The organism is Vreelandella songnenensis (genome assembly GCF_003002925.1).
In the GTDB taxonomy this organism is placed as follows: Bacteria; Pseudomonadota; Gammaproteobacteria; order Pseudomonadales; family Halomonadaceae; genus Vreelandella; species Vreelandella songnenensis.
The window spans coordinates 86,954-100,996 of the sequence record NZ_PVTK01000007.1 but is presented as its reverse complement, the minus strand read 5'-3'; the positions used below and the strand labels follow the sequence as shown (position 1 = coordinate 100,996).

The following is a 14,043-nucleotide window of genomic DNA, read 5'->3' as shown; positions in this document are numbered from 1 at the left end:
ATAGCTTTTTTTTAAACTTCCTCTATTCTATGCCTTGGTTTACTTAAATTATAGTTAGCTCCGCTATATCGTTATAGCTAATTGCTATGATATATAATTTTAATAATTTCATTTTAACTTTCTTGGTCTTATGTTGACTTATTGCATGACTAATATTTATCGAGGATAAAAAATGAAAGCTTCACAGCTTTTTGAAAATAACGGTGAGTTGTTCCATAAAGTTAGAACAGAAATGGACTTAATCAGGCATATAAGAACTCGCGAAGGAGGGATGTCAAACTATAATTTATTGATGGGTGCTGGATGTTCTGTTACATCTGGTATAAGAACAGCAAATAATCTTATTGATGAATGGACGCTTGAGTTATACGAAAGATATAATAATGTCAAAGCTGACATCGTTGAGTCTAGAAGCTATTTAGAAAGAGAGCATGCTAGTTGGTATAGTTCTGCAAACCCTTACTCATCTTTATTTGAAAAGAAATTTGATTTGCCTTCTCAGCGTAGAAGGTTTGTTGAATATGAAGTTGATGAAAAACTACCATCAATTGGGTATTCTTATTTGATTTCGATGGTGAAAGAGCATTATTTTAGCAATATATTTACAACAAATTTTGATGACTTAATAAATGAAGCTTTTTATCAGTTTTCGAGCGTTAGGCCCATACATTGTGCGCATGATTCTTCGATTCACTCTATTTCAATCACGTCAAAAAGACCTAAAATAATAAAATTGCATGGTGATTATTTATTTGATGATATAAAAAGTACGTTAAAAGAAACCGAGTCATTAGAACAAAATACTAAAGAAAAGCTTGTAGAGTTCTGTAAAGAGTATGGTTTAGTAGTAGTTGGCTATTCGGGAAATGATAGATCAATCATGGATACGCTTGAGTTTTTAATAAAGCAGGATAACTATCTTAAAAATGGCATCTACTGGTGTTTGAGAAAGGATGACGAAATTTCTCATACTCTTAGAAATTTATTGTGGAAAGATAAGGTTTATCCAGTTTTAATTGATGGCTTTGATGAATTTTTTGCTAATTGCTATCATTCTATAGTAGGTAAAAACTTAGATTTAAGACCTAACAATAAGGAATCTAAGCTTCAAAAAACTATACAGAATATTATTTCAGATGAATTTTTATTGTCAAAAAATACATTTATCGAACAAGATGTTAATACCCTAAAGAATGAAAGTAGTAAGCAAGATATATCTGAATTTTTAAGTAATATGGAAAAAGATGATGATAATTATTCAGATATAGGAATAACAGATCTTAGAAATTTGCTTGAAATTGATAGTGTGAGAGATGAAAAAGGAGTGCATGCAGCTTATGAGTTGTGCGAAAACTATTTTAAGAATTTAGTAAATGATGATGCAAGAACTAGATATATTTCTAAATTAGTAAGTTTGGCTAACTTGAATAATGATAAATATACAGCAACTAAATGGGCTGATCAACTTATTGATATTGATAGTAATAATGTTGCATATTATCTATTAAAGGCAAACTGCTTCGATAATATTAAAGAAAAAAGAGATTTCTTGGAAGAAAGAGCAAATTATTTTGAGTTTAATTATGAGTTATATAACCGAGCCGCAGAAGTTGGATATGAGCTATTTAATAATAAAGAAAAGAATGTAAAAAGAGATGAAGCTGTTTTAAATGATATTAGTATTTGGATTGATAAAAGTCTAGCGCTTGAGCCTAGTCTTTCTAATGATGCTTGGTCGTTGAAGCTAGATTTGCTGTATGCTAGAAGAGAGTTAAAAACATTTGATCATCATGGTTCGAAAAAAGATGTAAATGATATTGAAGGCCAAATTAGTGAATTATATATGCATCTTGAGAAATTAAACAAAATGCATATAAGAACTTTAGATTTATTAACTGGCAAAATCTATAAGAAATTTGATGAAGAAAATGCTTTAAAGCAATTAGATTTGCTTGATTTAGCATCTAGTAAATCTGTTGAAAGAAAAAAACAAAGAATTGTTTTTCTAAAAAATAGAATCTTTAATATTCTTAACGAAAAAGATGTTAGTGAAGATTTGCAAAGAAGGGTTAAAGAGTTTTATATTCAAGATTTTGGTAAAAAGATAAGTCCTTATGTTTTACTATGTAAAGCTGAATATATGTATGGCGTGATGGGTGATGAACAAAAAGCTAAAGAGTGCGTGGTTTCTGCGCTAAACAATAAAAACGCTGATATTTATTTAGAAAAAGCTTTAACTTTAGTAGCTGCTTTTCTTCCAGAGTTGTATGAGGATATAGAAGTTATAGCTAACAAAAGTTTTGGCATTATTGATGATAGTGCTTATTATCGATTGCAACATGAGTTGGCAGTTTTTAATGAGGACTATGAGCGGGCGATAGTTTCTATTGATAAAGCTTATAAGTCAGGGCTAAGTTTTGAAACATATCTAACAGCTAAGTCTTTTTGTCATATAAAATTTGGGTATTTTGATGACTGCTTAGTTTTGTTTAAAAAATATCGTGAAAATATATCTCAAGTCGAGCATGAAGCTTTCTTCTTAAATGGTTACTTTGCAGCCAAAAAGTTAGGTGATCAAATTTATAGAGATATCGATATTAGAAACGTATATAATAAAACAAAAGATAAGGGTGTAGAAATATGTGCGCGATATATGCTTGGAGAAACTACTAAAGCATCTCAGATCGCTAATAAAGAAATTGCAAGAAATAAACTTAATTATTATCGCTTTTTAAGATGGCCCATACTTGAAGGAATAGAGTTGGAAAAATAAATTAGAGGTTTCTATAATTTAGCCCGCTATAAGTGGGCTTTTTTAATAACTAGTTTAAGTTGGTTACAAGAAGAATTTAGAATTAAATGACGATACTTAATAGTTATTTTAAATACTCAAAAAATTTTATTTATGTTGTATAGATTAGAGTGAGCATTTCGGACGAACAATGTGACTATAAACCTTGTATTTTGATACCTAAACTAAGCACTCATAGTTGGTATCGAGCCGTTGTTTGCGCTCACCATAACGCTGAACCCGAAAAGGCCTAATTCGGGTGATTTCAGGCAGAGCGTTGTGCAAAGACAGTGGTATCAAAACTGGCCACGACTGAGGCCGGTCGGCGTTTAAGACAAGCGTGCGATGTTGTTGGGCAGGTGACTTTCGCGAGGGGGCCGTTCGTTTTGTCACGGACGTTGAACCATACGCTGCACGCCTGTCACTTTCAGGCTAATGGGTTACATGGCGATGCGCCTCTTGCGTTGTTTGCGCTTGCGGTATCGGGGGAGTGATATCGTCGACTGGCACTTTTTCCTCCATCGTCAGCGGGGGCTGTTCAACATGACGCGGCTGGCTTTTCAGGTAGCTGGTATACAGGTATCGGTTATAGACCGCCCAGCAATGAAACGTGAAAAACGTCAGTATGAAGCCAATGCCTACCGCCTTGATCATGAAGGAGCCGCAGAGCTGCTCCAGAACGGCTTCTTCCATGACAAAGAAGACGTATAAGCGTGACATTACCAGTACCCAGAGTATCAGCGTGGCAAGCGTGATCACGGCATCGCGGGTACGGTAACCCCAGCCTTTCTGGCAGGGGTTATTGATGATGATGGGCACGAGTTTATTGTTCATGGAAACGCTCTCCTCGGTCGGGGCTGGTCCAGGTGGCAAGCTTGCCTTTGCGGCGCACCATGGCCTTGGGGAAGGCAATCACCACCGTGGCCATGTTGAGAATCCAGTAGGCGAACGGATACCAGATGCTCCAATAGACGCAGCGAAAGATTTCCTTGTCGTAGCGGCTATCGATATAGAAGCTGACGGTAAACTGAATGAAGCTGATGGCGATCAAGAGGCTGCCGAAGTAGGAGAACACTCGCGTGGTGATGGGCCAGGCCATGGGCAGCGTTACTTGAGAAATCAGCCAGGCAAGCAGCAGCGCAATCACGGAGTAGCACCAGGCCACGCTGATCATGTACTCCAGCATCAGCGGCCAGAAGCGACGGTTCTTCCAGCGCACGGTCTGGGAAAAGTAGCGGATCACGACTTCACCGCCACCTTGTGACCAGCGCAGGCGCTGCTTGAACAGGCCGCGCAGGGTTTCAGGCATCAGCACCCAGCACATGGCGCGCGGCTCGTAGCGAACCTGGCCCCCGGCCAGCTGCATCCGCCAGCTGACATCGATATCTTCGGTGACCATATCGGTATTCCAGCCGCCGATGCTTTCAAGAGCCGAGCGTTTGAAGGCGCAGATGACGCCGGAGATGGTAAATACCATGCCGTAGATCCGCTGGGCGCGTTTGATCAAACCGATAATCGCGGAAAACTCGCCGGTCTGAATCTTGCCGATTGCGGTGGAGCGCGTGCGCACCCGAGGATTGCCGGTCACCCCACTGACGTTGGGGCTGCTCATGAAGTGGCCCACCATGTAGGGGATAGCGTCATAGTCGAGAATGGCGTCGCCATCGATGCCCACGATGATCTCGCTGGTCACTTCGCGCAGACCGTTGTTCATGGCGCTGGCCTTGCCTTGGTTGGTCTGATGGAGCACCTTGAGATTGGGATAGCCGAGCGCCAGCGCGTCAAGCCGACTGCCCGTGTCATCGGTACTGCCGTCATTGATGGCGATAACGTCCATCTTGGGGTAGTTCTGCTTGAAAAGATGGTGAACCGTTTCATCGACATTGGCGCCTTCGTTGTAGCAGGGCAGCAGCACCGTCACGTTGGGGGCGCTGTCATCCCAGACAAACGTGGCCGGCCAGGGCTGTTTGCGCTCCCAGTGAAGGTAGAAGTACACCCCGCCGCAAATCCATATCGTGGCCATCATGCTCGGATAACCCAGCGTGAAGATGGCGAGATAGTCGAGTATGTTCATGGGATCGCTCTGAAACGACGGCCGAGGGAGAATACCGGGCGGAGTACATTGATATCCGGGTGGTTCTGAAGGAAGTCGTCAGGGTAGTAGCCAATATGCTTGATGCCTTCTTCGCGCAGCAGGCGCACCCAGCGGGCCAGCTCTTCACTGGAGATCGGGGTCTGGGTACGCCAATCCTGGGTCTGCAGCTCGAATACCAGCTGATCGGCGCTGACCTGAGAAAGCGAGCGCCGTGCAAGTGATCGCAGCCAGCCATCCGGGTCGTCGTCGGCAAGCTCCATGTAGGGCATCGCCATGACCGCAACGAAATCGTAACCCGCGGCAAAATTCTGGATATCCTGGGAAAACCATTGCTGGCTTTCAGGGTTCATGACGGTGCCGGCATACAGGTTGCGCGCCGTGGTGAACTGCTTGTTATCTGCCTGGCGGTAGTAGTTGGCAGCCTGGGCAAGCTGCTGTGTGAAGTCGGTAAGAAACTGCGTCTTATGCTGCGTCCAGGCGGCCATCAGAGTGTCATCATCGTTGATGGCGGCAATATCCGCGGGCAGGGTAGCTTGGGCATAGGCGGTCAGCGCTTCCGGATTGGCATCCTCGAAATCGTTCAGGAAGGCGTCGTCATGAAACAGCAGTCCATCGAATTTGGTCAGCCGGCCAAGGTCTTGATAGATCTCGCGGATGAGCTGACGGTTTTCCTCGACGTAGGGAGAAAGTCTGCGATAGCGGTCGGGAGATTCCAGACCTGTCCGCGAGTCGGTTACGTAGCGATGATCGTCGCCCAGATCAAAGGAGAGCACGGGCATCCAGGCGTATACCTTGACGCCTGCACGTTTCTTTAGCTGCCAGGCGACCCGGTTGAAAAGGTCAGCCCTGACCGGCAGGTGGCGATTTGGGAAGTAGAGTGCGTCGGTCACGCCATCGCCATCCGGGTCCGAGAACGCCTGCAGGTACACCGTTGTAACACCGTAGTTGAAGATGCGCTCGATCAGTCGGTCAAGGTTCTGCTCCTGCTGAACCGGGTCCGTATCGAAGACATAATCCAGATCGACATGAACAATACGCTGTGCCTGCGGGTCCCAGACGCGATTGGTAAGAATCTCCTCAATGGTCTGCAGGCTGGTTTCCTGATCAATCAGGTAGCGGTTGATGGTGCGCATGGGGTCATTGAGCTGATTGGGCGAACTCAGCAGGCTGAAGGTATAGATCATGCCGTACTCTGCAGCGATATTGAGCGTTGCTTCGCTATAGGCGCCGTAAGGCCATACCATCATGCGCGGCGAGCGGCCCATATGTGCCTGAAACTGCTCCTGGGTGCGTGCCATATCGCCGCGAATGCGCTCCAGATAGTCCGCTTCGCTTTCATAGCCGGTTTGCGTGTTCCAGATGCTGGTGACAGCCGCTGCCTGTTCATTGCCCATAGGATTACCCTTTACCCCGTAGTGCAGGTTGTAGGTATGCGAGGCGATCTCCACCAGCGGCGATTCATCCAGAGTCTTCACCTGTTCCCAGGTAAGAAAGCGTTCGCGGGGAAGCGTCGTGCTGCCGTAGGGCACCCGTCCGCCTTCGGGAACGTCCAGCCAACTGCCGACAACCGCCTGCACCGCCGGAAAGCCATAAAGCTTGAGCAGGGGAAAGACGATATCGTAAAAGCTTCTGTAGCCGTCATCGAAGGTCAACAGTACGGCATTGTCCGGCAGCGGCGTGCCGCCGGCCTTGGCATCCAGAATCTGCTGCAGACTGACCGGCTGATAGCCGCCTAGGGCGAGCAGGTTGAAGTGTTCGACCAGCCGGTTGCGGGTGATGGTCTGGGAGTAGATGGGCAGGTCCGGGGTCGTCGCGGTATCGACGATATCGTGGTAGCTGATGACCACGTAGTCGTTGGCCGTCCGGGCGGCCTGGGCCTGTTGCAGCCCCAGCATGACCAGCAAGGCAGCGCTGACGAGATAGGTGCGCCAGTGTTTCATAAGAATCTCCATGTAAAGCTTGCTGAAATGCTGTTGTCATACTCGGGAGTACCGTCGTAGACGGCCCTTTGCCTGAATATGCCGTACTCGATACTTAGCGTGGGGGCCAGCTCCCATTGATGCTCATAACCCACCGTCCAGGTGTTTTCGCTGTCGTTATCCTGCTGCCAGTAGTGACCTGAACCGGCGGAAAGGCGCTGGGTAAACGACTTGCGGTAATCAAGCGGCAGCTCGTAATCAACGGATAGCGTGCCGCCCAGGCTTGCGTCCTTGCGCGGATTGAAATAGCTGGCCTCGACCTCGTCGTTACGCGAGGCCGCGCCGCGAACTTCCCCGTTTATCTGCCAGCGGTCGAAGTGATAAAGCGTCTGGGCCCAGTAGCCGTAAATGGCCTGGCGCAGGTTGCCATCGTCGAAGTCGGTGGCCATGACACCAACCGCACCGGCGCCCCGCTCGTCACGCCGGTAGGCAAGCTCGCCCCGGTAGCGGTCGGCATTCACGCCATCGCGTAGTGCGCGTAAAGGGGTATCCGGTGTGTTGATCTCGACACCCAGCGTGGTCGTCAGGTGATCGGAAACGGCGTAGCGCAGTTCGGCCAGGGCTAGAAAATCCTCGTTGAGCTGTGCCCCTTGCCCGGCGGCCAGCCTTAACGTGGCCGGGTGCAGGTTCCATTCGTAACCGGCAATGGTATAGGCGGCATGCAGGGCCTCGTCTTCGAACTCGCCGTACTGGCCGATGCGCTGAGCAAAGGGGCGCGAGCCGTTCTGGTTGCGCGGGCCTTCCAGCAGTACTTCGTAGCGCCACTCGCGTGAAGCCTGTGTGCCGCTGCCTTCGCCTTCGCTACGCGCCACCGTGCTGCTTATTTGGGGGGCGCGTAGTTCGCGCCACTCGCGGGCCAACTGATCGCGGGTGGGGCTGGGTCTGGCGGTAGCAATCTCTGCGGCGATCTGTGTGGTGGTACCCCGCCATTGACCGCGCTGCAGTTCGGAAAGCAGCCCTCCGTGGCGAGCGGCATCGCGCTGGGCCGGTGGCATCAACTGCTCGGCTTGCTGGTAAGAGGCTTCGGCTTTTCGAGGCCAGCCGCGGTCGCGCTCAAGGTCGCCCTTCAGTAACCATAGATAAGGGTCCGCCGGCGCCTGCGCCTGGTAGCCAGCCAGTTGCTCGCTGGCCTTGCCCGCATCGCCGCGCCAGGCGGTCAGCAGCACATCCAGCAGCAGCACCTTCTGGTAGTTGGGGTTATCGATGCGCAGGGTTCGTGTAAAGTCCAGCCGCTGCTCCGGCTCTTTCGCGCGCCAGGCGGCAAGCAACCTGTCGGCGTCACGAAACTGCTGGGCATCGGTATAGCTATAAAAGAGCCCTTCATTGAGCGGGTCATCAGGATTGGTTGCCTGCTCCGGAGCTTGCCGAATCAGGCTTTCATAAAGCGGGATGGCATCGCTTGGCCGACCCAGGCCGTTGAGCGCATAGGCACGGGCGCGGCTGACATAGCTTGGCAGCTGGCGCTGCTGGGCGTGGAGCCTTGCAGCCAGGGCCTCGGCTTCGGGGAACTGCCTGAGTTCGGCAAGCGCCACGACTTTGTCGTATTCGGCCAGGGTGACGAGTTCCTGCGGTGCGGCTGGGTCGCGCAGTACCTGGTTCAATAGCGTCAGGCCACTCTGGGTTCTGACAGGCTGGTCGGTATGAATGCCCAGACGTATGTCGGTAACTGCTTCATAGTAGGCAAGCCAGAGTCGGTCGCTTTCCGAGAAGACTTCCGGGTTGGCCTGCATGATCTGACGTGCGGCGGAGCTTGCGCCCAGCCCGACGGCCAGGCGATAAAGCGCCTGAAGCTCGTTGGTATTGTCTGGATTCTGGTCGACCAGCGCCTGGCGGGCCTGAAGCTCCTGCATGGCATTGGAGGTGCTTGCCGCCAGGTAGCCGCGCGCTTCAAGACCTGCCGTGGTGCTACCCGCCACCTGGCTATACTGTTGCAGCGCGATATCGGCAAGGGTGTAGGCCCCCATGTCAGTATGAACCAGCGCCTGACCCAGCCAGCCTTCGGCGTTGGCCGGGTTGCGGTAGGTCAGCGTCTGAAACAGGCGGAGTGCCCGGGGGTATTCACCGGCGCTGCGCGCGGCACCGCCCAAGGTGGCAAGTTCGGAATCGCTATAGTCATCGGCTTCGCAGCCCGGGCAGACCGCAAGCGCCTGCTGGTAACGGGAGGCACGTACCAGCAGCGCAATCAGGTCCTCACGCACGCGTCGGTTCTGGGTTTGCTCAAAGAGTATCTGCATGTCTGCAATCGACGTTTCCAGCGCACCATTGCGCGCTTGTATCACCAGGGCTTCTCGTTGTGCATCGGTAGTGGTTTGCCCATACGCCGTTTCTGTGGCGAGGCAGGCAAATAAGCAAATCGGCAGTAACGAGCGATGGCGACCGTACATGGTGTTATTCCTACACTGTTATTCCTGCACTAGAAGGAAGTGGCTATCGCTTATTTATTAATAAAAGCGTACTTCCAAGTGTATAGGAGTATCTAACAGGCTGAACTAGCACATCTGTTGATATTGAAGGGGATATTAGTAGCGATAAAAAGCGGACAGGCTAAGTCTTAATGATGACGAATGGTGAGTGACCGCTTGATCGTTTAGGTCTTGCCAGTAGCTGGGGTTTTAATGAATGATCATGCATGCTCAAGTGGTTGTTTTGATTGTCTGCTATTATGTTTTTACTGTTTTGGTAAATGCTGTTTAAAAGTAATTGACTCTCTTGTTGAGTGTGATTTGCCAATAAGTGTGGGAATCGTCACGTGGTTATCGTGTCGATGCAAACTGATGCCAAGCGTTTTAGTATTCATTTAAATCTGGTTATAAAAAGTAAGACTTGGAGTATTAGTCGGCCTCAAACTGACGCGTATTTTATATCTCCCGGGTGTTTTCCAGAGCGTCAATCATGGTTTGGGCGGCGTTGGAAAGCGTTCGGTTGGTATGCACCAGATAACCCAATGGACGATGAATCGGCGCAGTATCGACGCTGAGTTCCACCAGCTCATTATCCACCATGCCTTCAGGCAGCAAGCTCCAGCCGAGCCCGACGCTGCACATCATTTTCAGGGTTTCCAGGTAGTTGGTGGCCATGCTGACCGGCAACGCAAGGCCTGCCTGGGTAAAGCGCGCTTCAATCAGCGTGCGGGTAAACGTCATGGCGCCGGGGAGTACGCACTTGTATTGGCACAGTGCCTCGAGCGTCAACGATGATGCATGGGCCAAGGGGTGGTCCGGCGCGCATACGAAACATAGCCGATCATGCCACAGCTTCACTACATGAAGCTGTTCGATAGGGTGGGGGGCCAGCGTCACCAGCGCCATTTCCAGCGTACCGTCCTGCACGCCCTGATAGGCGAACTCTGAGTCCAGAAAGTGAAGATCCAGCTCAACTTCCGGATGGCGCTGGGTGTAGCGCTTGAGAATCGGCGGCAGTCGGTGCAGGCCAATATGGTGGCTGGTGGCCAGGGTCAGCCGCCCGCCCACCTGCCCGGAAAGATTGGCAAGCGCTCGGCGGCTATCTTCCACCGCCATGAGTATGCGCTTGGCCTGGGGCAGCAGCAGGCGGCCTGCTTCGGTAAGCGATATGCGTCGGCCGATGCGATCAAACAGGCGCGTGTTCACCTGAGATTCAAGCGCGGCAATGCGTTTGCTGACCGCAGGCTGGGTCAGGTAGAGCTGCTCGGCGGCACGGGAGAAGCTTTGGGTTTCGGCAACGGCCAGGAAGGCTTGGAGGCTTTGTGTATCCATAAGATTCCGGCAGTGGGGTAGTGGGATTGCTGCTATTCCAATATGGAATTACATCTATAAATAACATGAATTGCTTTTATGAACGACACGCGTAACACTCCTACCATCACTGACGCAAAGACGTCGGCGCAAAAAACTAGCAGGGCGCTGCCCGGGAGAGCCATATGTCAGGTCAAACCCTCTACGATAAACTCTGGAATCAACACTTGGTGAAACAGCGCGATGATGGTACCGCGCTGATCTATATCGACCGCCAGCTGCTTCATGAAGTGACATCGCCACAAGCGTTTGAGGGCCTGCGACTTGCCAAGCGCAAGCCCTGGCGCCTGGATGCCAACCTGGCCACGCCGGATCACAACGTGCCGACCACCTTGAAGGAGCGCGCCGAAGGCAACATCGGTATCAAGGACCCGGTGTCGCTGATTCAGGTGCAGACCCTGGATGACAACTGCGTCGAGTACGGTATCGAAGAGTTCAAGATCAACGACCCGCGCCAGGGCATCGTGCACGTGGTCGGGCCCGAGCAGGGCGCGACGCTGCCGGGCATGACCGTGGTGTGTGGTGATTCCCATACCGCAACGCATGGCGCATTTGGTGCGTTGGCTCACGGCATCGGTACCTCGGAAGTGGAGCACGTGCTGGCCACCCAGTGTCTGCTGGCCCAGAAGATGAAGAACATGCAGGTGCGGGTGGAAGGCAAGCTCGGCCTGGGGGTAACCGCCAAGGACGTGGTACTGGCGATTATCGGCGAGATTGGTACCGCCGGCGGTACGGGGTACGCTATCGAGTTTGCCGGCAGCGCCATTGCATCGCTCTCCATGGAAGGCCGCATGACCGTGTGCAACATGGCCATTGAGGCGGGCGCCCGGGTGGGCCTGATTGCCGTGGACGATACCACCATCGAGTATCTTGCCAAGCGTCCCTTTGCGCCCACCGCCGAGCAGTGGGAAGCCGCCGTTGCCGACTGGCGTGCGCTTGTATCCGATCATGATGCCGCGTTCGATAAAGTGGTCACGCTCAAAGCCGAAGAGATCGAACCCCAGGTAAGCTGGGGAACGAGCCCTGATATGGTCACGGGTATTTCAGGGCAGGTGCCGGACCCCAAGGCCGCGCGGGATGAAACCGTACAGCGCAGCCATACCCGGGCGCTTGAGTACATGGGCCTGCAGGCCAACCAGAAGATTACCGACATCAAGCTCGATAAGGTGTTCATCGGCTCGTGTACCAACTCACGCATTGAAGACCTGCGTGAAGCGGCCAAGGTGGCCCGGGGCAACAAGGTGGCAGACTCCATCAAGCTTGCCATGGTGGTGCCGGGTTCTGGCCTTGTGAAGCGTCAGGCGGAAGCGGAAGGGCTGGACAAGATCTTTATCGAAGCCGGTTTCGAGTGGCGCGAGCCGGGCTGCTCCATGTGCCTGGCCATGAACGCCGACAAGCTGGGTGCCGGTGAACACTGCGCGTCGACTTCCAACCGCAACTTTGAAGGTCGCCAGGGTTACGGCGGGCGCACGCACCTGGTCAGCCCGGCCATGGCCGCGGCGGCAGCGATTGCCGGCCACTTCGTCGACGTTCGCAGCCTGCCCGCCAACGACGCTACCCACGCCCAGGAGGCCTGAACCATGAAAAAGTTTACCCATTTTGATGGCGTGGTGGCGCCGCTTGATCGCGCCAACGTCGATACCGATTTGATCATCCCGAAGCAGTTTCTGAAATCGATCAAGCGCACCGGCTTCGGCGTCAACCTGTTTGACGAGCTGCGCTACCTGGACGAGGGCCAGCCGGGGCAGGACTGCTCCAACCGCCCGCTGAACCCGGATTTTGTCTTGAATCAGCCGCGCTACAAGGGCGCCGAGGTGCTGCTGGCACGGCGTAACTTCGGCTGCGGCAGCTCTCGTGAGCACGCCCCTTGGGCACTTGAAGATTTTGGCTTCAGAGTGGTCATCGCCCCAAGCTTTGCGGATATCTTCTACAACAATGCGTTCAAGAACGGCATTTTGCTGATTACCCTGAGCGAAGAGGACGTGGACCAGCTGTTTGCCGGCGTTGAAGCCAGCGAAGGCTACCGGCTTGAGATCGACCTTGAGAACCAGCGCGTGATAACGCCCGATGGCAAAGCGCTGGCATTCGAGGTAGATGCCTTTCGCAAGCACTGCCTGCTCAATGGCCTGGACGATATCGGCATCACGCTACAGGACGAAGACGCCATTCGCGCCTTCGAGCAGAAGCACAAGCAAGCCCGCCCCTGGCTTTTCCGCCAGCCCGCATGAAGCTTGTAGCACCGTTTATAGTTAAGGAAAAAGCATGACGCACAAGGTATTACTGCTGCCGGGCGATGGTATTGGCCCTGAAATCGCCGCCCAGGCGGCACGTTTGCTGAAAGCCTGCCAGGAAGCGGGTCTGGATATCGACGTCGAGGAGGCGCTGGTCGGCGGCTCTGCTTACGACGTTCACGGTGAGCCACTGCCCGCTGAGACGCTTGAAAAGGCCAAGGCGGCCAGCGCCATTTTGCTGGGGGCTGTAGGCGGGCCGAAGTGGGACAAGATCGAAGATCTTTCCAAGCGCCCTGAAAAGGGCCTCCTGGGCCTGCGCAAGAATCTGGGGCTGTTTGGCAACCTGCGCCCGGCCATGCTTTACCCGCAGTTGGCGAGCGCCTCGAGCCTCAAGCCCGAACTGGTGGCTGGACTGGATATCATGATCGTGCGCGAGCTGACCGGCGGCATCTACTTCGGCCAGCCACGGGGTATCGAGGAGCGCAATGGCGAACGCGTTGGCTTCAATACCTACATCTATTCGGAAAGCGAAATCGAGCGTATCGGCCGCGTGGCGTTTGAAATGGCTCAAAAGCGCGGCGGCAAGCTCTGTTCGGTGGACAAGGCCAACGTGCTGGAAGTGACCATTCTGTGGCGCGAAGTAATGGAGCGGCTGGCGCCGGAGTACCCGGATGTCGAGCTTTCGCACATGTACGTGGATAACGCCGCCATGCAGCTGGTGCGTGCGCCGAAGCAGTTTGATGTCGTCGTGACCGGCAACATGTTTGGCGATATTCTTTCGGATGCCGCCGCCATGCTTACCGGCTCCATCGGCATGCTGCCCTCAGCCTCGCTCAATGAAAGCGGCCAGGGCATGTACGAGCCCTGCCACGGCAGCGCACCGGACATTGCCGGGCAGAATATTGCCAACCCGCTGGCGATGATGCTTTCGGTAGCCATGATGCTGCGCTACTCGTTGAACGAGACGGCCATGGCCGAGCGTATTGAGGCCGCCGTGGGCGCCGTGCTGGATGATGGCCTGCGCACTGCCGATATCGCCTCTGAAGGTACTCGGTGCGTGTCTACCGTGGAAATGGGCGATGCCGTGCTGGCGGCGTTTGCACAGCAGTAGCGCAAGTTCACACCTGCGAAAACGTTAGTGCCGAAAGGCGTCATGACGCGGCCACCGTAATGG

Annotated in this window: 10 protein-coding genes; 5 read left to right on the top strand and 5 right to left on the bottom strand. The window is 52.4% G+C overall.

Annotated features, from left to right (window positions below; all coding sequences use genetic code 11):
- The first annotated feature begins 172 nt into the window (after positions 1 to 172).
- The gene (locus B0H98_RS12255) at positions 173 to 2,773 is read left to right on the top strand and encodes an SIR2 family protein (protein ID WP_106375354.1); all 2,601 of its coding nucleotides are present in this window, start codon (positions 173 to 175) and stop codon (positions 2,771 to 2,773) included.
- A 213-nt stretch (positions 2,774 to 2,986) separates the two neighbouring features.
- Positions 2,987 to 3,124, top strand: coding sequence for a nucleotidyltransferase family protein (locus B0H98_RS17330; RefSeq protein WP_106375353.1), 138 nt, complete (start codon positions 2,987 to 2,989; stop codon positions 3,122 to 3,124).
- 99 nt (positions 3,125 to 3,223) lie between these two features.
- On the opposite strand, the gene B0H98_RS12245 is transcribed toward B0H98_RS17330, so the two are convergent.
- The 5 genes from B0H98_RS12245 to B0H98_RS12225 all read right to left on the bottom strand — a co-directional run bounded on the left by B0H98_RS12245 (position 3,224) and on the right by B0H98_RS12225 (position 10,599).
- Positions 3,224 to 3,625, bottom strand: a complete 402-nt coding sequence (locus B0H98_RS12245) for a hypothetical protein (RefSeq protein WP_106375352.1) — start codon at positions 3,623 to 3,625, stop codon at positions 3,224 to 3,226.
- A complete protein-coding gene (pgaC, locus tag B0H98_RS12240) occupies positions 3,615 to 4,865 on the bottom strand; it encodes a poly-beta-1,6-N-acetyl-D-glucosamine synthase (RefSeq protein WP_106375351.1) in 1,251 nt (416 codons plus the stop codon). Before pgaC ends, B0H98_RS12245 begins: the two co-directional genes overlap by 11 nt.
- Positions 4,862 to 6,826 carry a poly-beta-1,6-N-acetyl-D-glucosamine N-deacetylase PgaB gene (gene pgaB / locus B0H98_RS12235; RefSeq protein ID WP_106375350.1) on the bottom strand — a complete coding sequence of 655 codons (1,965 nt, stop codon included), beginning with the start codon at positions 6,824 to 6,826 and terminating at the stop codon, positions 4,862 to 4,864. Before pgaB ends, pgaC begins: the two co-directional genes overlap by 4 nt.
- Positions 6,823 to 9,249 carry a poly-beta-1,6 N-acetyl-D-glucosamine export porin PgaA gene (gene pgaA / locus B0H98_RS12230; RefSeq protein WP_106375349.1) on the bottom strand — a complete coding sequence of 809 codons (2,427 nt, stop codon included), beginning with the start codon at positions 9,247 to 9,249 and terminating at the stop codon, positions 6,823 to 6,825. The genes pgaB and pgaA overlap by 4 nt, the downstream gene beginning before the upstream one ends.
- Positions 9,250 to 9,723: 474 nt before the next feature.
- A complete protein-coding gene (locus B0H98_RS12225) occupies positions 9,724 to 10,599 on the bottom strand; it encodes a LysR family transcriptional regulator (protein ID WP_106375348.1) in 876 nt (291 codons plus the stop codon).
- Between the two features lie 164 nt (positions 10,600 to 10,763).
- On the opposite strand from B0H98_RS12225, the gene leuC reads away from it, so the two are divergent.
- From leuC to leuB, 3 genes are read left to right on the top strand one after another with little or no spacing between them, the layout of a single operon-like run.
- Positions 10,764 to 12,215 carry a 3-isopropylmalate dehydratase large subunit gene (gene leuC / locus B0H98_RS12220; RefSeq protein ID WP_106375347.1) on the top strand — a complete coding sequence of 484 codons (1,452 nt, stop codon included), beginning with the start codon at positions 10,764 to 10,766 and terminating at the stop codon, positions 12,213 to 12,215.
- 3 nt (positions 12,216 to 12,218) lie between these two features.
- Complete coding sequence (gene leuD, locus B0H98_RS12215; protein ID WP_106375346.1) at positions 12,219 to 12,866, top strand: 3-isopropylmalate dehydratase small subunit; 648 nt, start codon at positions 12,219 to 12,221, stop codon at positions 12,864 to 12,866.
- A gap of 34 nt (positions 12,867 to 12,900) precedes the next feature.
- Positions 12,901 to 13,980, top strand: coding sequence for a 3-isopropylmalate dehydrogenase (gene leuB / locus B0H98_RS12210; protein ID WP_106375345.1), 1,080 nt, complete (start codon positions 12,901 to 12,903; stop codon positions 13,978 to 13,980).
- Positions 13,981 to 14,043 lie beyond the last annotated feature (63 nt).

Coding starts and splice junctions, on each gene's coding strand:
- B0H98_RS12255 (WP_106375354.1), top strand. CDS start 173: ATGAAAGCTTCACAGCTTTTTGAAAATAACGGTGAGTTGTTCCATAAA.
- B0H98_RS12245 (WP_106375352.1), bottom strand. CDS start 3,625: ATGAACAATAAACTCGTGCCCATCATCATCAATAACCCCTGCCAGAAA.
- pgaC (WP_106375351.1), bottom strand. CDS start 4,865: ATGAACATACTCGACTATCTCGCCATCTTCACGCTGGGTTATCCGAGC.
- pgaB (WP_106375350.1), bottom strand. CDS start 6,826: ATGAAACACTGGCGCACCTATCTCGTCAGCGCTGCCTTGCTGGTCATG.
- pgaA (WP_106375349.1), bottom strand. CDS start 9,249: ATGTACGGTCGCCATCGCTCGTTACTGCCGATTTGCTTATTTGCCTGC.
- B0H98_RS12225 (WP_106375348.1), bottom strand. CDS start 10,599: ATGGATACACAAAGCCTCCAAGCCTTCCTGGCCGTTGCCGAAACCCAA.
- leuC (WP_106375347.1), top strand. CDS start 10,764: ATGTCAGGTCAAACCCTCTACGATAAACTCTGGAATCAACACTTGGTG.
- leuD (WP_106375346.1), top strand. CDS start 12,219: ATGAAAAAGTTTACCCATTTTGATGGCGTGGTGGCGCCGCTTGATCGC.
- leuB (WP_106375345.1), top strand. CDS start 12,901: ATGACGCACAAGGTATTACTGCTGCCGGGCGATGGTATTGGCCCTGAA.